At 72.2% G+C, this 23,125-nt stretch carries 23 protein-coding genes, 1 tRNA gene and 1 pseudogene; 20 read left to right on the forward strand and 5 right to left on the reverse strand.

Annotated elements, in window-relative coordinates; genetic code table 11:
- Positions 1-823: 823 nt before the first annotated feature.
- From fdh to selB, 6 genes and pseudogenes are all read left to right on the forward strand, one after another.
- Positions 824-4,075, forward strand: a pseudogene (fdh, locus tag MED01_RS18190) (formate dehydrogenase); the annotation flags it as partial.
- A gap of 10 nt (positions 4,076-4,085) precedes the next feature.
- Complete coding sequence (locus MED01_RS18195; protein WP_238669763.1) at positions 4,086-5,054, forward strand: 4Fe-4S dicluster domain-containing protein; 969 nt, start codon at positions 4,086-4,088, stop codon at positions 5,052-5,054.
- Positions 5,051-6,343, forward strand: coding sequence for an NrfD/PsrC family molybdoenzyme membrane anchor subunit (gene nrfD / locus MED01_RS18200; protein ID WP_238669764.1), 1,293 nt, complete (start codon positions 5,051-5,053; stop codon positions 6,341-6,343). Before MED01_RS18195 ends, nrfD begins: the two co-directional genes overlap by 4 nt.
- Before the next feature lie 13 nt (positions 6,344-6,356).
- A tRNA-Sec gene (locus tag MED01_RS18205) sits at positions 6,357-6,452 on the forward strand.
- A 23-nt stretch (positions 6,453-6,475) separates the two neighbouring features.
- Positions 6,476-7,780 carry an L-seryl-tRNA(Sec) selenium transferase gene (selA, locus tag MED01_RS18210; protein WP_238669765.1) on the forward strand — a complete coding sequence of 435 codons (1,305 nt, stop codon included), beginning with the start codon at positions 6,476-6,478 and terminating at the stop codon, positions 7,778-7,780.
- Positions 7,781-7,782: 2 nt separating this feature from the next.
- Positions 7,783-9,567 (forward strand): selenocysteine-specific translation elongation factor, encoded by a 1,785-nt coding sequence (gene selB / locus MED01_RS18215; RefSeq protein WP_238669766.1) that lies wholly within the window; start codon positions 7,783-7,785, stop codon positions 9,565-9,567.
- A 24-nt stretch (positions 9,568-9,591) separates the two neighbouring features.
- On the opposite strand, the gene MED01_RS18220 is transcribed toward selB, so the two are convergent.
- Positions 9,592-10,632, reverse strand: coding sequence for an NAD(P)-dependent alcohol dehydrogenase (locus tag MED01_RS18220; RefSeq protein WP_238669767.1), 1,041 nt, complete (start codon positions 10,630-10,632; stop codon positions 9,592-9,594).
- 96 nt (positions 10,633-10,728) lie between these two features.
- Between MED01_RS18220 and MED01_RS18225 the strand changes: the two genes are divergently transcribed.
- The 5 genes from MED01_RS18225 (at position 10,729) to MED01_RS18245 (ending at position 14,005) form a co-directional block, all read left to right on the forward strand.
- Entirely contained in the window at positions 10,729-11,337 is a 609-nt protein-coding gene (locus tag MED01_RS18225) for a TetR/AcrR family transcriptional regulator (protein ID WP_238669768.1), read from the forward strand.
- Positions 11,338-11,392: 55 nt separating this feature from the next.
- Entirely contained in the window at positions 11,393-12,133 is a 741-nt protein-coding gene (locus MED01_RS18230; protein ID WP_238669769.1) for a hypothetical protein, read from the forward strand.
- A 58-nt stretch (positions 12,134-12,191) separates the two neighbouring features.
- Positions 12,192-12,389, forward strand: a complete 198-nt coding sequence (locus tag MED01_RS18235; protein WP_238669770.1) for a hypothetical protein — start codon at positions 12,192-12,194, stop codon at positions 12,387-12,389.
- Positions 12,390-12,468: 79 nt separating this feature from the next.
- Entirely contained in the window at positions 12,469-13,746 is a 1,278-nt protein-coding gene (locus MED01_RS18240) for a hemolysin family protein (RefSeq protein ID WP_238669771.1), read from the forward strand.
- 73 nt (positions 13,747-13,819) lie between these two features.
- The gene (locus MED01_RS18245) at positions 13,820-14,005 is read left to right on the forward strand and encodes a hypothetical protein (RefSeq protein ID WP_238669772.1); all 186 of its coding nucleotides are present in this window, start codon (positions 13,820-13,822) and stop codon (positions 14,003-14,005) included.
- A 5-nt stretch (positions 14,006-14,010) separates the two neighbouring features.
- Here the strand turns inward: MED01_RS18245 and MED01_RS18250 are convergent, their stop codons facing one another.
- A complete protein-coding gene (locus MED01_RS18250; RefSeq protein ID WP_238669773.1) occupies positions 14,011-14,661 on the reverse strand; it encodes an HhH-GDP family DNA glycosylase in 651 nt (216 codons plus the stop codon).
- Positions 14,662-14,794: 133 nt separating this feature from the next.
- Between MED01_RS18250 and MED01_RS18255 the strand changes: the two genes are divergently transcribed.
- On the forward strand, positions 14,795-14,998 hold the full coding sequence (locus MED01_RS18255; RefSeq protein ID WP_238669774.1) for a hypothetical protein: 204 nt from the start codon (positions 14,795-14,797) through the stop codon (positions 14,996-14,998).
- A gap of 8 nt (positions 14,999-15,006) precedes the next feature.
- On the opposite strand, the gene MED01_RS18260 is transcribed toward MED01_RS18255, so the two are convergent.
- The 3 genes from MED01_RS18260 to MED01_RS18270 all read right to left on the reverse strand — a co-directional run bounded on the left by MED01_RS18260 (position 15,007) and on the right by MED01_RS18270 (position 16,673).
- Complete coding sequence (locus MED01_RS18260) at positions 15,007-15,483, reverse strand: hypothetical protein (protein WP_238669775.1); 477 nt, start codon at positions 15,481-15,483, stop codon at positions 15,007-15,009.
- Positions 15,480-15,692, reverse strand: a complete 213-nt coding sequence (locus MED01_RS18265) for a phosphatidylethanolamine-binding protein (protein WP_088948250.1) — start codon at positions 15,690-15,692, stop codon at positions 15,480-15,482. The genes MED01_RS18260 and MED01_RS18265 overlap by 4 nt, the downstream gene beginning before the upstream one ends.
- Positions 15,693-15,791: 99 nt before the next feature.
- A complete protein-coding gene (locus tag MED01_RS18270) occupies positions 15,792-16,673 on the reverse strand; it encodes a universal stress protein (RefSeq protein ID WP_238669776.1) in 882 nt (293 codons plus the stop codon).
- Between the two features lie 112 nt (positions 16,674-16,785).
- Between MED01_RS18270 and MED01_RS18275 the strand changes: the two genes are divergently transcribed.
- From MED01_RS18275 to gcvH, 8 genes are all read left to right on the forward strand, one after another.
- On the forward strand, positions 16,786-17,532 hold the full coding sequence (locus MED01_RS18275) for an SAM-dependent methyltransferase (protein ID WP_238669777.1): 747 nt from the start codon (positions 16,786-16,788) through the stop codon (positions 17,530-17,532).
- A gap of 71 nt (positions 17,533-17,603) precedes the next feature.
- Positions 17,604-18,776, forward strand: coding sequence for a PP2C family protein-serine/threonine phosphatase (locus MED01_RS18280; RefSeq protein ID WP_238669778.1), 1,173 nt, complete (start codon positions 17,604-17,606; stop codon positions 18,774-18,776).
- 56 nt (positions 18,777-18,832) lie between these two features.
- A complete protein-coding gene (locus MED01_RS18285) occupies positions 18,833-19,294 on the forward strand; it encodes a MarR family winged helix-turn-helix transcriptional regulator (RefSeq protein ID WP_238669779.1) in 462 nt (153 codons plus the stop codon).
- A gap of 293 nt (positions 19,295-19,587) precedes the next feature.
- Positions 19,588-20,220: a cardiolipin synthase ClsA gene (gene clsA, locus MED01_RS18290; RefSeq protein ID WP_238669780.1), complete on the forward strand. Its 633-nt coding sequence runs from the start codon at positions 19,588-19,590 to the stop codon at positions 20,218-20,220.
- Positions 20,217-21,161, forward strand: a complete 945-nt coding sequence (locus tag MED01_RS18295; RefSeq protein ID WP_238669781.1) for a DUF881 domain-containing protein — start codon at positions 20,217-20,219, stop codon at positions 21,159-21,161. The genes clsA and MED01_RS18295 overlap by 4 nt, the downstream gene beginning before the upstream one ends.
- Entirely contained in the window at positions 21,158-21,490 is a 333-nt protein-coding gene (locus tag MED01_RS18300) for a small basic family protein (RefSeq protein ID WP_030327710.1), read from the forward strand. Before MED01_RS18295 ends, MED01_RS18300 begins: the two co-directional genes overlap by 4 nt.
- Positions 21,491-21,501: 11 nt before the next feature.
- The gene (locus MED01_RS18305) at positions 21,502-22,530 is read left to right on the forward strand and encodes a DUF881 domain-containing protein (RefSeq protein WP_238669782.1); all 1,029 of its coding nucleotides are present in this window, start codon (positions 21,502-21,504) and stop codon (positions 22,528-22,530) included.
- A gap of 60 nt (positions 22,531-22,590) precedes the next feature.
- A complete protein-coding gene (gene gcvH / locus MED01_RS18310; protein ID WP_091397961.1) occupies positions 22,591-22,971 on the forward strand; it encodes a glycine cleavage system protein GcvH in 381 nt (126 codons plus the stop codon).
- Positions 22,972-23,125: the final 154 nt, after the last annotated feature.

The following is a 23,125-nucleotide window of genomic DNA, read 5'->3' on the forward strand; positions in this document are numbered from 1 at the left end:
AGTGTTCGTGGTCGTGAGGCGAGCGGGAGTGCAGCGATGGGACCCGGAGGCGGAACGGTCCGGCGGAGCGGCGGTGTGTTGAGGCCGCCGACCGCCGCTGGTGGTGCGGCGGGGCGTTGATGCCACCGCCCGCTGACGCCAGCCGGCGGTGCGCCGACCGATGCCAGCCACCCACTCACCGACCGATGCCAGCCACCCACTCGCCGGGCGAGGCCAGCCGGCGGTGCGCCGACCGACGCCAGCCACCCACTCACCGACCGATGCCAGCCACCCACCCACTCACCGACCGATGCCAGCCACCCACCCACTCACCGACCGATGCCAGCCACCTACCAACCGGGCGAGGCCAGCCGGCGGTGCTGCGGGAGTGGAGCGGCTGCGGCCAATCGGCGCGGCACCACGGCACCACGGCACCACGGCACCACGGCGGTGCGGCGGTGCGGTGTTGCGGCCGGGCGGCGGGGGCGGCCGGGCGGCGGTGTGGCACGACGGCGGGGCGGCGCTGTGGCGGGGCAGCCGGACGGTGGGGCGGTGATCGGGTGGGTGGGCAAGGCGGGGTGCGGGAACAATGGCGGGGGCGGGCTGGTTGTGGAGGGTGTCGGTGTGACTCAGTGTCCCCGGGCCTCACCTAATATCGCCTTCGCGGAATACCGTTCGGCTGGAGCCGCGTCGTGCCACTCGCCGAGAGGCGACCTGCACACCGACACCAGCGCCGCCCCCGGCCCACCAGCCGGGGGCGGCGCTGTCTTGCATCCTGGGTTCGCGAACCTGTCTCAGTTGACCTATCTTCAGAGGGTCGCTCGCGTGGGAGGGGGTGTCGGGGTTGGGTCTGCGTACCTTTATCGAGGGTTGGCCGGTCTATCGCCAGCTCACCGGCACGGACCCGCTGGGCCGGGGTGCCGCGGCGAAGTCCGACGGGTCCCGCGCGCTCACCGCCCGCACCGACACCGCCGACAGCGTCGCCCGGTCGGTCTGTCCGTACTGCGCTGTGGGTTGTGGTCAGCGGGTGTTCGTGAAGGACGGGCGGGTCAGTCAGATCGAGGGTGATCCGGACAGCCCGATCTCGCGGGGTCGGCTCTGCCCGAAGGGTTCGGCGAGCAAGAGCCTGGTCACCAGTCCGCTGCGGCAGACCACTGTCCGCTACCGCCGTCCTTACTCGACGCAGTGGGAGGATCTGGAGCTCGACACCGCGCTCGACATGATCGCCGACCGGATCCTCGCGGCCCGCGAGCAGACCTGGGAGGACGTCGACACGCAGGGTCGACCGCTCAACCGGACGCTGGGTATCTCCAGTCTGGGTGGGGCGACGCTGGACAACGAGGAGAACTACCTCATCAAGAAGTTGTTCACCGCGATGGGGGCGTTGCAGATCGAGAACCAGGCCCGTATTTGACACTCCGCCACCGTCCCCGGTCTGGGGGCCAGCTTCGGTCGTGGCGGTGCGACGGATTTCCAGCAGGACATCGCCAACGCTGACGTGATCGTCATCCAGGGTTCGAACATGGCTGAGGCACACCCGGTGGGCTTCCAGTGGGTGATGGAGGCCAAGCGCAAGGGCGCGAAGGTCTTCCACGTCGACCCGCGGTTCACCAGGACGAGCGCTGTCGCGGATGAGTACCTGCCGATCCGGGCGGGCACTGACATCGCCTTGCTTGGTGGGGTGGTGCGCTACATCCTGGACAACGAGTTGGATTTCCGGGAGTACGTGCTGGCGTACACCAACGCGGCGACGATCGTGAGCGAGGAGTTCAGCGACACCGAGGACGGCGACGGCTTCTTCTCCGGCTTCGATCCGGAGACCGGCACCTACGTGCAGGACAGTTGGCAGTACGAGGGGCACGAGGGTTCGTCGGGCAGTGGGCACACCGCCCAGGAGCGGGACAGCGCCGCGGGTTTGGCGCACGAGTCGCACGGCGCGCCGGTGGGTGGGCAGACCCGGCGCGATGAGACGTTGCAGCACCCGCGCTGCGTCTATCAGATCCTCAAGCGACACTTTGCCCGTTACACGCCGGAGATGGTGGAGCGGGTCTGCGGCATTTCGCAGGCGCAGTTCCTGGAGTTGGCGCGAGCGTGGACGGCGAACTCCGGCCGGGACCGCACCGGAATGCTGATCTACTCGGTGGGTTGGACGCAGCACAGTGTGGGTGTGCAGTACATCCGCACCGGCGCGATCATCCAGCTGTTGCTGGGCAACATGGGCCGGCCGGGTGGCGGGGTGATGGCGCTTCGTGGCCACGCCAGCATCCAGGGCTCAACCGACATTCCGACGTTGTTCAACCTGTTGCCTGGTTATCTGCCGATGCCGCACCACGCCGAGCACCCGAGCTTCGACGAGTGGGTGGACAGCATTCGCCACCCGGGGCAGAAGGGGTTCTGGGGTAACGCGCGGTCGTTCGCCGCCAGCCTGCTCAAGGCGTACTGGGGTGACGCGGCGACGCCGGAGAACGACTTCTGCTACGGCTACCTGCCCAGGCTGACCGGTGATCACGGCACGTACCAGCAGGTGCTCAACATGATCGACGGGAAGATCAAGGGCTACTTCCTGCTCGGGCAGAACCCGGCTGTCGGTTCGGCGCACGGTCGCGCGCAGCGTCTCGGCATGGCCAACCTCGACTGGCTGGTGGTCCGGGACCTGTTCATGATCGAGAGCGCGACGTTCTGGCAGAACGGCCCCGAGGTCGCCACCGGGGAGATCGTGCCGCAGGAGTGCCGCACCGAGGTGTTCTTCCTGCCCGCCGCGTCGCATGTGGAGAAGGAGGGCACGTTCACCCAGACGCAGCGGTTGTTGCAGTGGCGGGAGAAGGCGGTCGAGCCGCCGGGCGACGCCCGCTCCGAGCTGTGGTTCTTCTATCACCTGGGCCGCAAACTGCGGGAGAAGCTGGCCGACTCGCCGCTGCCGCGCGACCGGGCGCTGCTCGACCTCACCTGGGACTACCCCACGCACGGCCCGAACGCGGAGCCGAGCGCCGAGGCGGTGCTGCGCGAGATCAACGGGTACGACGTGGCGACCGGCCGCCCGCTGTCCGGTTTCGCCGAGGCCCGCGCGGACGGCTCCACCGCGATCGGTTGTTGGATCTACAGCGGGGTGTACGCGGACGGGGTCAACCAGGCGGCCCGGCGCAAGTCCCGGCACGAACAGGACTGGGTTGCCGCCGAGTGGGGTTGGGCGTGGCCGGCGAACCGGCGCATCCTCTACAACCGTGCCTCCGCCGACCCGGACGGCAACCCGTGGTCTGAGCGCAAGCGTTACGTGTGGTGGGACGCGGAGAGGTCCGAGTGGACAGGCTACGACGTGCCGGACTTCGAGAAGACCAAACCACCGTCGTACCGGCCGCCAGCCGGCGCGTCCGGGCCGGAGGGCATCGCGGGCGACGACCCGTTCGTCATGCAGGGCGACGGCAAGGGCTGGCTGTACGCGCCCAGCGGTGTGCTCGACGGGCCGCTGCCGACGCACTACGAGCCGGTGGAGTCGCCGGTGCGTAACCCGCTCTACGGTCAGCAGGCCAACCCGACCCGCAAGATGTACGCGCACCCGGTGAACTCGGTGAACCCGAGCCCGCCGCAGGAGCACGCCCAGGTGTTCCCGTACGTGTTCACCGTCAGCCGGCTCACCGAGCACCACACCGCCGGTGCGATGAGCCGGACGGTGTCACCCCTCGCGGAGCTGCAACCGGAGATGTTCGTCGAGGTGTCCCCGGCCCTGGCCGGCGAGGTCGGGCTGAGGCATCTGGGTTGGGCGCACCTGGTCAGCGGCCGCGCGGTGATCGAGGCGAAGGTCCTGGTGACCGACCGGCTCACCCCGTTGCGGGTGGACGGTCGGATCATCCACCAGGTGTGGTTGCCGTACCACTTCGGTTTCGAGGGTCTGGTCACCGGTGACTCGGCGAACGACCTGTTCGGCATCAGCCTGGACCCGAACGTGCTGATCCAGGAGAGCAAGGTCGGCACCTGCGACGTGCGGCCGGGCCGCCGTCCCACCGGCCCGGCGTTGCTCGAACTGGTGGCCGACTACCAGCGGCGCGCCGGGATCATCCCGGGCCAGCACGCTCCGGCCGTGACCACCGACGACGAGGGGACGGTGCACGGTGCTTCCTGACCCGAACAGCCTGTACGGCCCGCTGGATCCGGCACCCGAGGCGGGCTATGAGAATGCGCCGCCGCGGATGGGTTTCTTCACCGACACCAGCGTCTGCATCGGTTGCAAGGCCTGTGAGGTCGCCTGCAAGGAGTGGAACGGCGTTCCGGAGAGTGGCCTGGACCTGCTCGGCATGTCGTACGACAACACCGGAGCCCTGACAGCGAACTCGTGGCGACACGTCGCGTTCATCGAGCAGCCCCGCCCGGCCGGTCATGGCGCCGCGCCGGTGGACGTCCTCGGTGCGCCGGTCGACGCCGACGCGGCCCGGCCGGTCGACGCGGGACCCCAGTTCCTGGGGATGCCGGGGGCCCAGCCACCGGGCCGGGGCACTGGCGTCGAGGAGCGCACCGATTTCCGGTGGTTGATGATGTCGGACGTCTGCAAGCACTGCACCCATGCGGCCTGCCTGGACGTGTGTCCGACGGGTTCGTTGTTCCGCACGGAGTTCGGCACGGTGGTGGTGCAGGAGGACATCTGCAACGGGTGTGGGTACTGCATCTCGGCGTGCCCGTACGGGGTGATCGACCAGCGTAAGGACGACGGTCGGGCGTGGAAGTGCACGCTGTGCTACGACCGGTTGGGCGCGGGGATGACTCCGGCGTGTGCTCAGGCGTGCCCGACCGAGTCGATCCAGTACGGGCCCCTGGACGAGCTGCGCGAACGCGCCGCCGCCCGGGTGGAGACGCTGCACGAGCGAGGGGTCCCCGAGGCCCGCCTGTACGGGCACGACCCGAACGACGGCGTGGGTGGTGACGGGGCGTTCTTCCTGCTCCTGGACGAACCCGAGGTGTACGGGCTGCCTCCCGACCCGGTCGTGACCACCCGTGACCTGCCGAAGATGTGGAAGCGCGCCGGCCTTGCGGCTCTCGCCATGGCGGCGGCGACAGTCGCCGCGTTCGTCGGAGGTTCCTCATGACCCCACCGGGCCCCGTGGGCGACCGGTTCCGTCGCTTCCGGGAGCGGCTCGCCGCCGAGGGCGCCGACCGCCCCGACCGACCGCCGCTGAGCGCCGACCAACCGCCCCTGAGCGACGACCGCAGCAACGCCGCGAGCGGCGCAGCGGCCACGAGGGGCCCGCAGGTCGCGAGCGGTGCGGCGGCCACGAGCGGTGGCGACCACCCGAACGGCAGCGGCACCGCCGCCAGTAGCCGCCGGGGCGACCTGACGGCGCGGCGGAGCACCGAAGCCGGGGGCCGGCGGGGCAGGCGGCGCGGCGGCGGCGAGGAACTCCGGGTGCCGGAGGCCGAGTTCACCTCCTACTACGGGCGGCCCGTTCTGAAGGGGCCGGTCTGGAAGTGGGACATCGCCGCGTACCTGTTCACCGGCGGGCTGGCCGCCGGCTCGTCGCTGCTGGCCGCGGGCGGGCAGCTCACCGGGCGGCCCGCGTTGCGGCGCGCCGGTCGGGTCACCGCGTTGGCCGCCGTCAGCGCCAGCGCCGTCTTCCTGGTGAAGGATCTGGGCCGGCCGGCGCGGTTCCACCACATGCTGCGGGTGGCCAAGCCGACGTCGCCGATGTCGATGGGGACCTGGATCCTCACCGCGTACGGGCCGGCGGCGGGCGTCGCCGCGATCGCCGAGGCGGCCGGTGTGCTGCCCCGGCACGGTCTGCTCGGGCTGGCCGGCCGGGCGTTGCCGCCGATCGGGCACGCCGCTGGGCTGCTCGCCGCCGGCACCGCGCCGGCGCTGGCCACGTACACCGGGGTGTTGCTGGCCGACACTGCGGTGCCGTCGTGGCATGAGGCGTACCCCGAGCTGCCGGTGATCTTCGCGGGCAGCGCGTTGGCCAGCGGCGCCGGCGTGGGTCTGCTCGCCGCGCCGCCTGCCCAGGCCGGGCCGGCCCGCCGGATGGCGGTGGCCGGCGCGGCCCTGGAGCTGTACGGCGCGCATCGGGTGGAGACCCGACTCGGTCTGCTCAGCGAGCCCTACCGGTTGGGTCGGCCGGGTCGGTTGCTGCGCGCCGGGCGGTTGCTGACCGCCGGCGGAGTGGCGGGTGCTCTGCTGGGCCGGCGCAGCCGGGTGGTCGGGGCGCTCTCGGGGACCGCGCTGCTGGCCGCGTCGGTGCTGACCCGGTTCGGCATCTTCTACGGCGGCGTCGCCTCGGCCCGCGATCCGCGGTACACGGTGGTGCCGCAGCGCGAACGGGTCGAGGCGCGGCGAACCGCCATGGATCTTCCAGCTGATCGGGCGGTGCCGCCCGCGGTGTGATCGAATGTCCGGTGGAGGCGTTCAGGCGGCTGGTGCCCCTCCCGGTCTTCAAAACCGGAGTGGTCCGGGACCCGGGCCAGGCGGGTTCGATTCCCGTCCGTCTCCGCCACACCGCTTGCAGGAGATGACGTGATGGGCGACGGCCCGGTGGACCCGCGACGTCGGGTGCCCCGTACGGACACGCTGCTCGCCGACCCGGTGCTGGCCGCCGCCACGGTGACTCTCGGCCGGGAGCAGGTCAAGGCGATCGTCTCCCACGCGCAGGGCCGCGCCCGTCGGGGCGAGCTCAACCCCGACGAGGTACGCGACGCGGCGGTCGCGGCGTTGCCCACGCCCGGCCCCCGTGTGGTGCTCAACGCCACCGGTGTCGTGCTGCACACCAACCTGGGTCGGGCGCCGTTGTCGTCCGCCGCTGTCGCCGCTGTGGTGGCCGCCGCCGGGCACACCGACGTCGAGTTGGACCTGGTCACCGGCCGGCGGGCCCGTCGTGGGCGGGGCGCGCTCGACGCGCTGGCCGCCGCGGTGCCCGACGCGGGCGCCGTGCACGTCGTCAACAACGGCGCCGCCGCGCTGGTGCTGGCCGCCACCGCGTTGGCCGCCGGCCGGGAGATCGTGGTCAGTCGGGGTGAGCTGGTCGAGATCGGCGACGGGTTCCGCCTGCCCGACCTGCTGGAGAGCACCGGCGCGCGGCTGCGCGAGGTGGGCACCACCAACCGCACCACAGTCGCGGACTACGCCGCCGTGCTCGGCCCGCAGACCGGCTTCGTGCTCAAGGTGCACCCGTCGAACTTCCGGGTCACCGGCTTCACGTCGGCCGTCGGGGTACGGCAACTGGCCACGCTCGGGGTGCCGGTGGTCGCGGACATCGGCTCCGGGTTGCTCGGCGCGGACCCGCTGCTGCCCGACGAACCGGACGCTGCCAGCACCCTGCGCGCGGGCGCGGCGCTGGTCACCGCCAGCGGCGACAAGCTGCTCGGTGGGCCGCAGGCGGGGCTGCTGCTGGGTGACGTCGAGGTGATCGAACGGTTGCGTCGCCACCCACTGGCGCGGGCGCTGCGGGTGGACAAGCTCACCCTGGCGGCGCTGGCCGCCACAGTGCACCAACCGGACACCCCGACCCGGGCGGCGCTGCACGCCGACCCGGGTGCCCTGCGTGAACGGGTGGAGCGGCTGCGGGACCGGCTCGGCGCGGACGGCCGCAAGGCGGAGGTGGTGCCGGCCGTCGCTGTGGTCGGTGGGGGCGGCGCCCCCGGGGTGGAGTTGGACTCGTGGGCGTTGAGCCTGCCCGAGCGGTACGCGTCGCCGTTGCGCACGGGAGACCCGCCGGTCCTGGGCCGGGTGGTGCGCGGCCGGCTCCTGCTCGACCTGCGCTGTGTGCCCACCGACGCGGATGAGGCGATCCGCGAGGCCGTGCTGCGCGTACCCGGGGAGGACTGAGCGTGTTCGTCGTCGCGACGGCCGGGCACGTCGACCACGGCAAGTCGACACTGGTGCGGGCGTTGACCGGGATGGAACCCGACCGGTGGGCCGAGGAACGCCGCCGAGGGATGACCATCGACCTGGGTTTCGCCTGGACGACGCTGCCGTCCGGCGGCACCGTCGCCTTCGTCGACGTACCCGGGCACGAGCGGTTCGTGCCAAACATGCTCGCCGGGGTCGGCCCGGTCCCGGCGGCACTGATCGTGGTGGCCGCCGACGAGGGCTGGATGCCGCAGTCCGCCGAGCACCTGGCCGCGCTCGACGCGCTCGGCGTCGCGTACGGCCTGCTGGCGGTGACCCGCGCGGACCTGGCCGATCCGGGGCCGGCGACGGCCCGTGCCCGCGCCGAGATCGCCGAGACCAGCCTCGGCGCGGTGCCGGCGGTGGCGGTCAGTGGTCTGACCGGCGCCGGCCTGCCGCAGCTGCGGGCGGCCCTGGACCGGCTCGCCACCCAACTGCCCGCGCCGGTGCTGGACGACCCGGTCCGGCTGTGGGTGGACCGCAGCTTCACGGTGCGGGGCAGCGGCACCGTCGTCACCGGCACCCTCGGCGCCGGCCGGCTGCGGGTGGGCGACGAACTGGAGCTGGCCGGCGCCGACGAACCGGTCCGCGTCCGTGGCCTGCACTCCCTCGGCGAGGCCCGACCGCAGGCGGCGGCGGTCGCCCGGGTGGCGGTCAACCTGCGCGGTACGCCCCGCGACCGGCTCGGCCGGGGCGACGCGTTGCTCACCCCGGGCCGGTTTCACCACACCGACCTGGTCGACGTCCGGCTCGCCGGCGACGCGGCGGCCGACCTGCCGGCCACCCTCACCCTGCACGTCGGGTCGGCGGCGGTGCCGGTACGGGTGCGTCCGCTCGGCCCGGACACGGTCCGGCTGCGGCTGGCCCGCCCGTTGCCGTTGCTGGTGGGTGACAGGGCGCTGCTACGGGACCCGGGCCGCCACCACGTCAACGGCGGCGTGCGGGTGCTGGACGTGGCACCCCCACCGCTGGCCCGACGAGGTGCGGCCGCCGCCCGTGCCCAGGTCCTCGCCGAGTTGGACGGTCGACCCGACCTGGCGGGGGAGCTGCGTCGTCGCCGGCTGATCCGGGCCGGCACGTTGATCCGGATGGGGGTCGCGGTGCCCGCCGAGCCGGGGCGGGACCGGCCGGCGTTCGCCGAGCCGGTGGCCGGCGACTGGCTGGCCGACCCCGCGCACTGGCGGTGGCTCGGCGAGCGGCTGACCGAGGAGGTCGCCCGGCACGCGCGGGAACACCCGTTGGAACCCGGGATGCCGGTGGATGCGCTGCGGCAGCGTCTTGCCCTGCCCGACCGGGTGCTGGTCGAGGCGCTGGTCCGGCCGCCGCTGCGGATCCACTCCGGCCGGGTCGGGGCGGCGAGCGTCGACGCGCTGCCCGCACCGGTGGCCCTGGCCGTGCAACGGGTCCGCGCCGAGTACGGCGACCGGCCGTTTCGCGCCCCCGAGGCGGACCGCCTCGTCGACCTCGGCCTGGGCCCCCGGGAGATCGGCGCCGCGGTGCGGGCCGGCGCCCTGCTGCGGTTGGCCGACAACGTGGTGCTGCTGCCCGACGCGCTCGACGGCGCGGTGCGGGTGTTGGCCGGGTTGCCGCAGCCGTTCACCCTTTCCGCGGCCCGGCAGGCGTTGGACACCACCCGCCGGGTGGCGGTGCCCCTGCTGGAGCTGCTGGACCGGAGGGGCGCTACCCGCCGGCTGCCCGACGACGCACGCATCGTCGTCAGCTGAGCGCCGCGACCTGACCGGCCGCTTTCAGTCCAGGTCGGACATGTCCAGCACGAAGCGGTAGCGGACGTCGTTTCGCCGGAGGCGGTCGAATGCCGTGCCCACCTGCGCCGACGCGAGTACCTCGATGTCGGCGGCGACGCCGTGGTCGGCGCAGAACTGGAGCATCTCAGCTGTCGAGCGGCGGCCACCGCTCCCGGCGGAGCTGAGTTTCTTGCGGCCGACGAGCAGGTCGGTGGTCTCGACGGTCACCGGACCCAGGTATCCGAGCAGGCTGAGGGTGCCGTCCATCGCCACCAGCTTCAGATACGGGGCGAGGTCGTGCGGTGCGGAGATGGTGTCGATGACGAGGTCGAAGGTGTCGCGGGCCGCAGCCATCTGCTGGGGATCGGTGGAGTCGACGAAGTCGTGTGCGCCGAGCCGGCGGGCGTCGTCCCGCTTGTCCTGGGTACGGCTGATCACGGTCGTGGTGGCGCCGAGTGCCACGGCCATCTTGACCGCGAGGTGGCCCAAGCCGCCGAGCCCGGCCACGGCGACGCGGCTGCCTGGGCCGACGCGATGGGAACGCAGGGGCTCCCAGACGGTGACGCCGGCGCACAGCAGCGGGGCGGCTGCGGCCGGGTCGAGGCCGGCGGGGAGCGGGTGGGCGAACGTGTTCCGCACGACGTATTCGCGGGAGAAGCCACCCACTGTCGTCGAGCCGTCCTGCCGATCCGTGCCGCCGTAGGTCAGAGTGGGGAAGGAGTGGCAGAAGTTCTCCTGTCCGGCCGCGCACATGGCGCAGTCACCGCAGGAGTCGACGATGTTGCCCACCGCGACGCTGTCGCCGATCGAGAAGCTGGTCACCTCGGGGCCGGTGCCGGTCACCACGCCGGTGAATTCGTGCCCCGGCACCAGGGGCGCGTCGGTGTGCTGGTCGTAGTCCTGCAGGGCGTGCAGGTCGCTGTGGCAGACCCCGCAGTAGTCGACCCGTACCGCGATGTCGTCGGGGCGTAGGTCACGGCGTTCGATCGGAGTACGGCGTAGCGCCGTCGGGCCGGTCGCTCGCCAGCCAATGGTCCTTCGCATGATCGACTCCTCCAAACAGACTGTTCGGTCTGTCGCAGCTTAGGTCGGGCGGCGGGCCGAAGCAAACCAACCGTTCTGTTTTGTTATGGTGGGAGCATGCCGGAGCAGCCCCTGACCTCGCGAGGCGCCGCGACCTACCAGCGCATCCTGGAGGCCGCCACCGAGGAGTTCGCCCAACACGGCATCGCCGGGGCACGCGTCGAGCGCATCGTGACGGCCGCCCGCACCAACAAGGCCCAGCTCTACGCCTACTTCGGGGACAAGGAACGACTCTTCGACGCGATCTTCCTCAGCTCGCTGGAGCGCATCACCAACGTCGTGCCCATCGACGCCGACGATCTCGCGGACTGGGCCGTTCGCCTCTACGACGAGTACCTGCGCCGTCCCGACCTCATCCGCCTCGCGACCTGGACGCGGCTGGAACGCCGGCCTGCCGGACACCTCGTCGAGACCCACCAGCACTACGACGATCGCAAGCTCACGGCGATCGCCGAGGCCCAGGCCGCCGGGCGGATCCGCGGCGGTGACCCGTTCGACATCATGGCCCTGGTCATCGCGATGTCCATGGCCTGGTCACCCGTGAGCAACGTCTATGCGGCCAGCAGCCAGGAACCCGACGACGTGCATTCCCGACGCCGTGTTCTGCTTCGCGAGTGCGTCCAACGCGCCACAGTGCCGACGGACCCGGATCAACCCGACCGTTGACCGCCGCGACCGATCCGGTGCTGGCACGTTTGCGCCGAGATGCGACGGTGGGCTGATGGTCGAGGTGTCCCCGTCCCGGTCGCGACCGTTCGGTGGTCGGTGGCGCGTCGTCGTCTCGGTGGCGCTGCGGTGGGGGCTGCCGGTGCTGTGGGTGCTGTGGGCCGCTCTGGCGTGGTGGGTCGAGCCCCGCGAGTCGACCGAAGCCCAGCTCGATCGGGATCTCACGGCGGGCCGGGTGGTGACCTACCAACGGGCGAATGGCTGGGCTGACGACGACGCCTACTGGGGCAGCCGACCTGATCTGCGGCCCGCAGAGCAGGGCTGGATGATCGCGTGGACGCTGCCCAACGGTCAGACCCGGTACGCCTCCGTCCAACCGCCCAACCCGCAGTCGTACCCCGATGGGCCGGACCGGTCGGCGCAGGCCGGGCCGGATGCGCGGCTGGCCGCCGTCGTCGGCCCGTGGCACGCCGGCGGCGACGTGGCGCGCCGGATCACGACCACCGCTGGGCTGCTCGCCGGTGTGTTGCCTCTGCTCTGGCTGGGCCGGTTGATCGGCGGAGCGCCACCGTTGGCCGGAACCCGATGGTTCTGGTTCTGGATCGGGCTGCTGCCCTTCGGTACGGGAGTGCTCGCCTGGACGTACCGGGAGCTCTGGCGGCCACCGGCGGCACCGGTCCCCGACCGGGGCTCGGGCTGGCGTGGCGTCGGCTGGTTGATCCTCGCCGGGGTCGGGATTGGTCTGCTGGTGTCCGTTGCGCGAATCATGTTCGGAACGACGGTGGTGCCGGGCTGAGCCGGCGATGCCCGGCCAACCGGCCCCGAGGTCGGCGACGGTCACCTACGGTGACGCCATGGACCCTTCGGCGGTCTGGCGGGACCGGCAGCACAAGTGGCGGATCGAGGCGTACCGCGCGCCGGACCTGCGGTTCGCCATCTACGCCACAAACGGCCCCACCGAGTCGGTGCCGCTGTGGCTGTTCGGGATGTCGGCGCTGGCCCGGTGGCTGATGACCCACGCCATCTCGCTGGACGACCTGGAGGTCGACTGAGCGGGGCGCGCCCGCAAACCGGGCCCGCGCGGTGCCCCGCTGCGGTTGAGTGACCTCAGGCGGCGGACGGGGGTACGCGATGGGCGGTCAGCTCGGGCAGTTGGCGTTGGTGGCCGTGCTGGTGCTGGTCAACGCCGCGCTCTCCGGCAGTGAGATGGCGCTGGTGACCCTGCGGGAGGGGCAGTTGCGGCGGCTGGGCCGGCGCAGCAGTGCCGGCGACCGGTTGGTGCGGCTGTCCCGCGACCCGAACCGCTACCTGGCCACGATTCAGCTCGGCATCACCCTGGCGGGGTTCCTGGCCTCGGCGGCGGCCGCGGTGTCGTTGGCCTCTCCGCTGGTCGGTCCGTTGGGTTTCCTCGGCGGCGCGGCGCGTCCCGCCGCGGTGCTGCTGGTGACAGTGCTGCTGACGTTCGTCACGCTGGTGCTCGGGGAGTTGGCCCCGAAGCGGCTGGCCATGCAGCGGGCCGAGCGTTGGGCGCTGCTGAGCGCCGGCCCGTTGGATCTGCTGGCTCGGGTGTCCCGGCCGGCGGTGTGGCTGCTCAGCCGGGCCACCGACGCGGTCGTGCGGCTCGCCGGCGGTGACCCCCGGGCCAACCGGGAGGAGATGACCGAGGAGGAGCTGCGGGAGATGCTGGCCAGCCAGCGCGGCCTGTCGGCCCAGCAGCGGGAGATCCTGACCGGCGCGTTCGACATCGCTGGCCGGACGCTGCGGGAGATCCTGGTGGCCCGGCGGGAGGTCACCACGCTGCCGGCCGATCTGGCCGCCGACGAGGGGGTCCGGCGGCTCGCCGCCGCCGGGCGGTCCCGCGCTCCCGTCACCGGCCCCGGCGGCCTGGACGAGGTGCTCGGGGTGGTGCACATCCGCGACCTGGTGCGGGCCGGCACCGCCCCGGTGGGTGACCGGGTCCGGGCGCCGCTGCTGCTGCCGGTGACCCTGCCGGTCGCCGACGCTATGCGTCAGCTGCGGCAGGAGCATCAGCAACTGGCCCTGGTGGTCGACGAGCACGGGGGCATCGACGGCATGGTCACCATGGAGGACCTGCTGGCCGAGGTGGTCGGCGAGTTGTACGACGAGACCGACCGGGACGTGCGCGGGGTCGTCCGGGAACCGGACGGGTCGCTGCTGGTGCCCGGCGACTTCCCGCTGCACGACCTGCCCGATCTGGGGGTGCGGCTGAGCTTTCCGTTGTCCCGGGACTACACGACGGTGGCTGGTCTGGTGCTGGCCCGACTGCGGCACCTGCCGGACTCCGCGGGTGAGACGGTGCGGCTGCCCGGGCTGACCCTGCAGGTGGTGGAGGTCGCCGACCGGGCGGTGCGCCGGGTGCGGCTCTGCGGGTTCGTCACCGAGCGCTGAGCAGTCACCCAGAAGGCTGACGAAAGGTCCAAATCGACAAGGCGGGGAACACGGTCCGCCTACGGTGCCAGGCGTGAAGGACCGAGGGTTACGTACGTTCGTCACGGTGCTGGCCGGCCTCGCGGTGATCTACTTCGGCAGCGCCGGCCGCAGCCCCGAGGAGGGCAGTGGCATCTCCGGCGGGGTGGTGGTCCTGGCGTTGCTCGCCGCGCTGCTGGTGTGGCACCTGACCCGCCCGGGGGACAAGACGGTCAAGTGAGCGCCTCAGCGGGCGGCGACGCGGGCGACCTCACCGGCGGACTCCTCACCCAGCGCCACTCGTACCAGCGCTGACGCGAGCCGGCCGAAGTCCGGTTCGTCGACGAGGCCGGCGAGGCGGTCCGGGGACCCCGGCAAGCCCAGCCGCTTCGCCCCGGCCAGGGCCCGACGGTCGGCGTACGGGCGCACGTCCGACCAGACCGTCTGCGCCTCGCGCAGGTAGATGTCAGCGCCGGTGGGGCCGATGCCGGGGAACTCGGTGAGCCGCCGCCGCAGCCCGGCCGGGTCGCCCTGGGCCTCCCGGTGCAGGCGTCGCAGGTCGCCGTGCCAACGCTCCAGGCACAGCCGGGCGCCGGTGCCGAGCATGGTGGCCGTCCGCTCGTCGTACCGGCGGTAGTGGCCCCGGCCCAGCGCGTCGACACGCTCCTGCCACCTGGCCGCCTCCATGGCCTGCGGGGTGCGGTACCCGGCGGCGAACAGCTCCCGCGCGGCGTCCACCGCCACGCACGCGCGGATCCGGGTGCTCAGCAGCGTGGCCAGCACCAGCAACTGATACAGCGGCCCCGGCCGGTCGGAGAGCCGGATGCCGGCCTCCTCCGCGTACGTGCGGCCACGCCGGTCGAGCAGCACCCGCACCACACTTCGATCATTGCCCACGCCGTCGGGTTACCCACTTGATGCCCCGCTAGCCGTCGCACCGCCGACCGCTGCCGGAATGCCACCGGGGCAGGCGGGTATGCCGACCGTGGAGGCGGTCGATGCCGCCTGCCGTACCGGAGGGAGACACCCCGTGACGAACCCGCAGCAGCCAGAGTTGCGCCGCAACGCGCTGGGCGCGACCAGCCAGGACAACAAGGGCCCCGCCCCGGGCGGGCATCCGGGCAACCGTGGCACGTCGCGCGGCGACCAGGGTCGACCGGTGCCCAAGGGGCAGGTGTCGCCGTACGGCCCGGCCGGTGAGACGGTGGCCGAGGACGACAGCGACACCCGCTGACCGATGGGCTAGCGACCGCGGGCTGGCGGCCGCCGCAACCTGTTCCAGGTGGCGGCGGCCGCCAGTCCGTACGCGAGGTGCGGGATGATGTCGGAGATCCAGTCGGAGCGCCGCCACGTACGCGGGTCGCTGATCCCGAGCACCGTGATCGACCCGTCGGTCATTGTCATCACGCCCGCGCCGAGCAGACCGGTGGCCACCGGCAACGGCTGACGTCGACCACCGGCGTAGAGCGCGAACCCGACGCCCGCGGCGACGCCCAGCCCGTAACCGATCAACGGCCCGAGGCCCGAGCGGCGGTTGGCCGCCCGGGCCCCGTTCCCCAGGTCCACGTGCGCGATCCCGGCCAGCCGGTCGACGGTCTCCTCGGGGACGTCGCTCTCCGGCCGTCCCCGTAGCGCCATGTCGAGGTAGCTGACCACGTTCAGCGCTGTGCTGCCGACGGCGCCCGCGATCGCGCCGTCGGCCACGTCGACAGTCCTCACTTCGGGTCGCCCGGTTCGCGCTCGCTCTTCGGGCCGTACGTCCGCTCACCGCGCACCACGCCCCGTTGACCGCGATCCTCCTGGAGGATCCGGTTCGCGACCTGGTTGGCCTTGCCGTCGGGTACCCGACGCCCCGAGTCGTCAATCGCGTTGCGCAACCGCGCGCGCTGCTTGTCGTACGCGTTACTGCCCGGCCGTGGTCCTGGCATCTCTGCCTCCTTCGTCGGTCTGGGCACCTGGTGCTGCCCACCGTCCGCTGGGCGTACCGCGGCCGTCTACCCGTCTGGTGGCGGACCAACCCCTGGGCGCTACCGGGGCGCGCGGACCACGACCACCGGGCACTGCGCGTGGTGCAGCATCGACTGGCTGACCGACCCCAGCAGCAACCCGGTCACCTCGCCGCGCCCACGCCCACCGACGACCGCCAGTTGGGCGGAGCGGGACGCCTCGGCGAGCACGGTGCCGGGTCGGCCGTGCACCACCTGGCAGGTCAACCGCAGACCCTTGTGCTCCTCGGTGAGCCCGGTCAGCCACCCGGCGAGCATCCGCTCCTGCTCGCCGCGCAGCGTCGCCTCGTCGTAGACCAGGGGTTGCATGTCGCCCGGACCGCTGCTGCCGGGGTGTCGGTAGGCGTGCACCGCCACCAGCGGCACGCCGAGCGACACGGCGGTCTCGGCGGCGAAGTCCGCCGCCCGGCGGGAGGCGTCCGAGCCGTCCACAGCGACCAGGACCGGCTCGTCGGGTCGTTGCGTGCCGCGCGCGACCAGCACCGGGCAGTCGGCGTACGCGGCGACCTGCACCGCGACCGAGCCGACGAGCAGCGCGGAGAACCCACCCAACCCGCGATCGCCGAGCACGATGAGTGCGGCGGTGGGGGACTCGCCCACCAGCACCGCGGCGGCCTCACCGTCGATGATCTCGCCGGAGATCGACAACCCGGGCACTGTCGCCTCGGCCTCGCGCACCGCGGCCTCGACGAGTTCCTCGGCCCGGTGGCGCAGCCCACCGCCGGGCGGCGCGTCCGGGGCGGGGGAGACCGGTACGTGCAGCAGCGGCCAGATGAAGCCGTGCACGACCCGCAGCGGTCGGTGCCGGCGTGCCGCCTCGGTCGCGGCGAGACGCACGGCGCGCAGCGCCGACTCCGAGCCGTCGACGCCGACCACCACCGCCGCGTTGTTCGCCGAGTTCACCGCCCACCTCCGCTCGCGGCCAGTATCGCGGGCCGGGGCGGCCTCGCGCCGCGATACCGCTGAGCGCGTCCCGGTCGGTACGCTGGCGACGACCGGGGAGGGAGCGCCGCCGATGGGTGAACCAGACCAGCCGAGCACCGCTCGCATGATCGACTTTTGGCTCGGCGGGCAGCATCACTTCCCCGTGGACGTGGCCGCCGCGAACGCCTTCGAGCAGGCGTACGGACCGTGCGCGCCGGTGTTCCGTGAGCTGCGGGCGTTCCTGGGCCGGGCGGTGCGGGAGATGGCCGCCCAGGGCGTGGACGGGTTCCTGGTGTTCGGCGCCGGGGTGCCGACGATGGGCAACGTGCACGAGGTCGCCACCGACGCGACTGTGCTCTACACCGACGTCGACCCGGTCACCATCCGACTGGGACAGAGCATCCTCGCCGGCAGCGACCGGGCCGGCTACGGCTTCGGCGACGCGACGGACATCGGCACCGTCGACCCGGCGCAGCTGCACCGTTTCGTGCCGGGCTGGGGCCGGCGACCGGTCGGGGTGGTCTTCCTCGGCCTGGCCGCGTTCCTCGACGACGCCACGCTGACCCGCACCCTCGACGAGCTGTACGCTGCCGCGGCCCCGGGTAGCCTGCTCGCGGTGGACTTCGACACCGAGGAGCTGGCCGGCCACCCGCAGGCGCTGGCCATGATGGGGCCGCAGTTCCGGATGCGTCCACCGGCGGCGTTCGCGCCCCTGCTGGGTCGGTGGGCGCCGACGACGGACGGGATCGTCCCGGTCGCCGAGTGGCGGCCGGAAGGCCCGCCGGCACGGGTGCCCGACGCGTTCCACGGTGTGCTCGCGACCCGCGCGGGTGACTGACCGCGCCGATCATCCGTCCGGCGGCGTCCGTATGATGCTTGCCCTGTAGCAAGCTTCTGGGGAGGACGACGATGGTAGACGCGCCGGACGTGGTGTCGCGCGCGTTGCGCGAGGCTCCCCCCGACCAGTTGGCGGAGGCGGCGGACCGGGCGATCCGGTCCTCGATGGGCGCGCTGCGCACCGACGTCTTCGTCGCCGACTACCGGATCAGCGGCCTCTGGCCGGTGCTGGACCCGGACCTGCCGGCGGGCGGCTTCCTGGCCTGTCACACAATGGCGCAGCGCTGCTTCAGCAGCCAGCAGCCGGTACGCGACGGTGAAGGCGCCTGCCGGCTCTACCTGCCGTTGACTGTGTGGGGGGAGCGGTTGGGTGTGCTGCTGATCGAGCTTCCGACAGTTCCGAACGCGACGGTCACCGGTCGGGCCACGGACATCGCGGGCGCCCTGGCCGTGGCGATGCGCGCGGCGGACCGGGAGACGGACCGTTACCGGCGGGCCCGCCGTCGGGAGCGACTGACGATGGCCGCCGAGATGCAGTGGGACCTGCTGCCCGGTCGTGGCGTGTCCCACCACGCGTTCGAGCTGGCCGGCCAGCTCGAACCGGCGTACACCGTCGGCGGCGACCACTTCGACTGGTCGTTGGACGGCGACCGTCTCACAGTGACGGTGCTCAACGGCGAGGGCAGTGGGCTTGCGGCGTCCCTGTTGACCGCCGTCACCGTCAACGCGATGCGCAACGCGCGTCGCTCCGGTGGCGGCCTGGTGGAACAGGCCGAGCTGGCCTCGGACACGGTCTTCTACCAACACCGGGGCGCCCGGTACGTGGCCACCCTGCTGCTGGAGGTGGACACTCGCCTCGGCCGGGTGCGGGCTGTCGACGCGGGCTCCCCCCATCTGTTGCGGATGCGGGGGTCCACTGTCGAGCCGATGAAGCTGGATCAGCAACTGCCGCTGGGCATGTTCGCCGAGACCCGCTACGAGCTTCAGGAGGTGCAACTCGAACCGGGTGACCGGCTCTTCGTGGTCAGTGACGGGGTGTGGGCCGCCGAGCCGCCCGGTCAGGAGCCGTACGGGCAGCGGGTGATGGCTCGCTCCCTGCGCGCCACGCGGCTGCAGCCACCAGCCGAGGCGGTTGGTACGGTGATGCGCGAACTGCACGCCTATCACGCGGATTCCGATCTGCGCGACGACGCCGTCGTGGTCTGTCTGGACTGGCGCGGTCCGCGCGAACGGGGCACGGGGTGAGATTCGCCGCCGCGTTGCCGGGCGGGCACCAGCGCGACGACGGCAGGGGACATCAGGTGGAGCGACCTGCGGATCTCGCCGCGGCGATCGACGCGGCCGCCGGGACGCTGATCGCCGTGCTGGAGTCGGCCGCGGCCCGGCATCAGGTGCCGCCCACCCAGCTGAGAGTGCTCACGCTGATCAGTGGTCGTCCGGAGACCAACGTCAACGGGTTGGCGGAGTTGCTGGACGTGGTGCCCTCGTCGGCGAGCCGCCTGTGCGACCGGCTGGAGGCGACCGGGCTGTTGCGTCGGGTGGCCGACCCGCGTGACCGGCGTGAGGTGCGGTTGGTGCCGACCGCTGCGGCGCTGACCCTGTTGGGGGAGTTGGCCGAGCGGCGGCAGCGCGCGGTGCAGGCGGTGTTGGACCGGATGCCGGCGCGGATGCAGCACGAGCTGTTGCTGGCGCTGGTCGGGTTCGCTCGGGCGGCGACGTCGACGCCCGAGCAGCAGACCGATCCCGCCGTGCAGACGGCCTGAACGCCGTCCCCCTTTCACTAGTATCCTAGGACGCTTTACGCGTGGTGATCCACGCCACAGTGCGGCACAGCCGCGCCCACAGCACGCGGCGGCGCCCGGCCAGGGAGAGGGAGCCCGATATAGTGGCAGCGCACCTACCCGGCCCGCGATCATCGAGATCGCGGGCCGCATCAGGGGAAGGGGCCCCGACCGGGGCCGCAGGGGAGAGCCGGCGCTGGTCGGCCCGACAGCGCGTACGACCCTCAGCCGCGCCCGGCGTCGGCGGGGGGCCCGCGTGCCGTGGAGGAGGATCGGTGTCGCGTCGGCCGGCTCGGGCAGAGCAACCGCGGGACACCGGTGCCGAGACTCCCGGCAACCAGGTCCTCACAGTGCCCAACCTGATCAGCTTCGGGCGGCTGCTGGGCGTGCCACTCTTCCTCTACCTGTTCCTGGTGGCGCGGGCCGACGTTGCTGCGGTGGTGGTGCTGGCCATCGGCGGCACCACCGACTGGGTCGACGGCTGGATCGCCCGCCGCCTGCACCAGGTCAGCCGCCTGGGCGAGCTGCTCGACCCGCTCGCCGACCGGCTCTACATCCTCGCCACCCTGGTCGCCTTCACCGCGCGGGAGGTGGTGCCGTGGCAGTTCACCGCCGCGCTGCTGGCCCGTGAGGTGCTCCTGCTGGCCTCGCTGGCCGTACTGCGCCGCTACGGGTACGGGCCGCCGCCGGTGCACTACGTGGGCAAGACCGCCACGTTCCTGCTGCTCGCGGCGTTCCCGGTACTGCTGTTGGCCAGCGCGGCGACCGACGTGGCGACGGCGGCGAGCGCCATCGGTTGGGCGTTGGCCTGGTGGGGGCTGGTGCTCTACTGGGTGGCCGGCGGGATGTACGTCGTGCAGGCGGCCCGGTTGGTGCGCGCGGCGCGCGGTCCGGGAGCGGCGGCGTGAGCGCGCCGCGGCTGGGAAAACCCGGCCAGGACCGGGTGTACGCGCCGGATTTCCTCACCGAGTTGTTCCGCAACCCGCTGGATCCGGGGTATGCGGACGCCGCTGCCGCGCGTCGGCGCTCGGCGGAGACCGCTCCGGCGCGCGGTTGGCGGGCCTTGCCGGCGCGGTCGGTGAGCCTGGTCGTGGTGGTGATGCTCGGTTTCCTGTTCGCTGTCGCGTACCGACAGACGATGGCGGACGAGCCGGGGCGGAGCCAGGCCCGTTCGGGTCTGGTGGCGCAGATCAAGGAGCGGGAGAGCCAGACCGACCGGTTGTCCACGCAGGCGGACCAGCTGCGCGAGGAGGTCAGTCGGCAGCGGGACGCGGCGTTGAGCGGGTCGGCCGCCGCCCGGTTGCGCAACCTGGAGGCGAGCACCGGGCTGGGTCGGGTGCGCGGTGATGGTGTCGTGGTGCGGTTGGCGGATGCGCCGGACAAGGCGGACGCGGTCACCGGTGCCGGCGCTGGGCCGCCGCGGGTGCTCTACAGCGACCTGCAGGGTGTGGCGAACGCGTTGTGGAGTGCTGGGGCGGAGGCGATCGCCATCAACGGGCAGCGGTTGACGGCGACGTCGACGATCCGGTCGGCGGGTGAGGCGATGCTGGTGGATTTCCGGCCGGTGACCGGACCGTACGAGGTGTCGGCGATCGGGCCGGGTTCGATGCGGCGCGAGTTCGAGGAGAGCCGGAACGCGGCGCTGATGCGGAAGGTCGCGCAGGGGACGGGGTTGTCGTTCGGTGTGCGGGAGGCGGATGACCTCACCCTGCCGGCGGCGCCGGAGCCGCAGCTACGCTACGCCAAGCCGTCGGTCAGTCCGAGCCCTTCCGCATCGGGTGTCCGGTCCGGCAGTCCCGGGTCGTCTGGTCCGGCGACGACTGTTAGCCCCTCCGGAGGTGGCCGATGATCGCGGTGCTGGCGTTGCTCGCCGGTGTGGTGCTGGGCGTGTGGCTTGATCCCACGGTGCCGGCGGCGTTGCAGCCGTATCTGCCGATCGCGGTGGTGGCCGCGTTGGACGCGGTGTTCGGTGGGGTGCGGGCCCGGTTGGACCGCATCTTCGACGACAAGCAGTTCGTGGTGTCGTTCATTTCGAACGTGCTGGTGGCTGGCCTGATCGTGTATCTGGGTGACCAGTTGGGGGTGGGTGGGCAGTTGTCCACCGGTGTGGTCGTTGTGTTGGGTGTGCGTATCTTCGGCAACGTGGCGGCGATCCGTCGGCACCTGTTCCGGGCGTAGGTTGGGTTGCGATGAGTGACGAGCAGACCGACACGGGGACCGGGTGGCCGCAGCCGGCGGGTCCGGTGCGGCCGGGTGGGCCGGCGGGTGAGCCGGATCCGCGGCCTGATGCGCCGGATCCGGATGAGTTGAGCCCGTTGGCGCCGCAGGGGCCGGCGGAGCCGGCCGATGGCGAGCCCGCGGCCGAGCCGCGTGTGGAGCCGGTCGACGATGGTGCGACGGTGGATCTGAGCGCGATGTCGCGGTCGGGGGAGCGGCCGGTCGCGGATGGTGAGCAGCCGGCCGCGGGTTCCGACGGGTCGGCGGAGCCGGTGGGCGAGTCGGCGGAGCCGGTGGTGGCTGGTCGGTCCCGGTGGAGTGCGGCCGGGGTGATGATCGCCGCGTTGTTGGCGCTGCTGGGGTTCACGTTGGTCGTGCAGTTGAAGACGACGTCGACGGACCCGACGCTGGGTGCCACCCGGCAGGAGGACCTGGTTCGGATCCTGTCGGATCTGGATGCGCGGGAGAACCGCCTGCAGCAGGACATCAGGGCTCTGGAGGACAGTCAGCGGCAGTTGCAGTCGGGTGAGCAGGGTCGTCAGGCGGCGTTGGATGAGGCGACGCGGCGGGCGGACGAGTTGGGCATCCTGGCGGGGACGTTGCCGGCGGTGGGTCCGGGGTTGACTGTGCAGTTCGACTCGGGGCTGAAGCCGATCTCGGCGAACCGGGTGTTGGACGCGGTGCAGGAGTTGCGTGGTGCGGGCGCTGAGGCGCTGCAGATCTCCGGTGGGGATCGGGCGACGGTGCGGATCATCGCGTCGACGTACTTCCTCGATGACAACGGGTCGTTGATGGTGGAGGGGCGCCGGTTGTCGGGTCCGTACACGATCACGGTGATCGGTGATCCGGCGACGATGCGTACGGCGTTGAACATTCCTGGTGGGGTGGTGGCGTCGGTCCGGGGTGACGGCGGTAACGTGACGTTTGGGGAGCGTGAGGTTGCCGAGGTTTCGGCGCTGCACGTGCCGATCAAGTTGGAACACGCCCGTCCGGTCTCCTGACCGGCGCGGCCGCGCCGGACCCGGGTGGTCCGGGGCACCGATGGATGAAGGACGCGACTGGTGATTCCCGAGGATCTGCGATACACCGCCGAACATGAGTGGGTGGCGGGTGACGGCACGGCTTCGGTCCGGGTCGGCATCACCCACTTCGCGCAGGACGCGCTCGGTGACATCGTGTACGTGCAGTTGCCCGAGGCGGGTGCGGTGGTCGCGGCCGGTGACTCGTTGGGTGAGATCGAGTCGACCAAGAGTGTGTCGGAGATCTACGCGCCGGTGGCCGGTACGGTGGCGGCGCGCAACGACGCGTTGGCTGACACGCCTGAGCTGATCAACACTGATCCGTACGGTGAGGGTTGGTTGGTGGAGATCACGCCGAATGATCCGACTGCGACGGATGGGTTGCTGACGGCGGCCGCGTATCAGAAGATCACCGAAGGCTGAGTGTGCTTGATCCGGTGCGTGGGATGTCTGCGCGCGTCCGGTTGCCCTGCATTTCGGCGCTGGCTAGGCTCGCCCAGTCGACCGAGAACCCAATAGTTGAGCGTTGCGGAATTGCCTTCCCGGGCACGGGGAGCCAGCCGCCGGGTGTTCAAGT

The sequence above is a fragment of the Micromonospora alfalfae genome (genome assembly GCF_022230925.1).
Classification (GTDB): domain Bacteria; phylum Actinomycetota; class Actinomycetes; order Mycobacteriales; family Micromonosporaceae; genus Micromonospora; species Micromonospora alfalfae.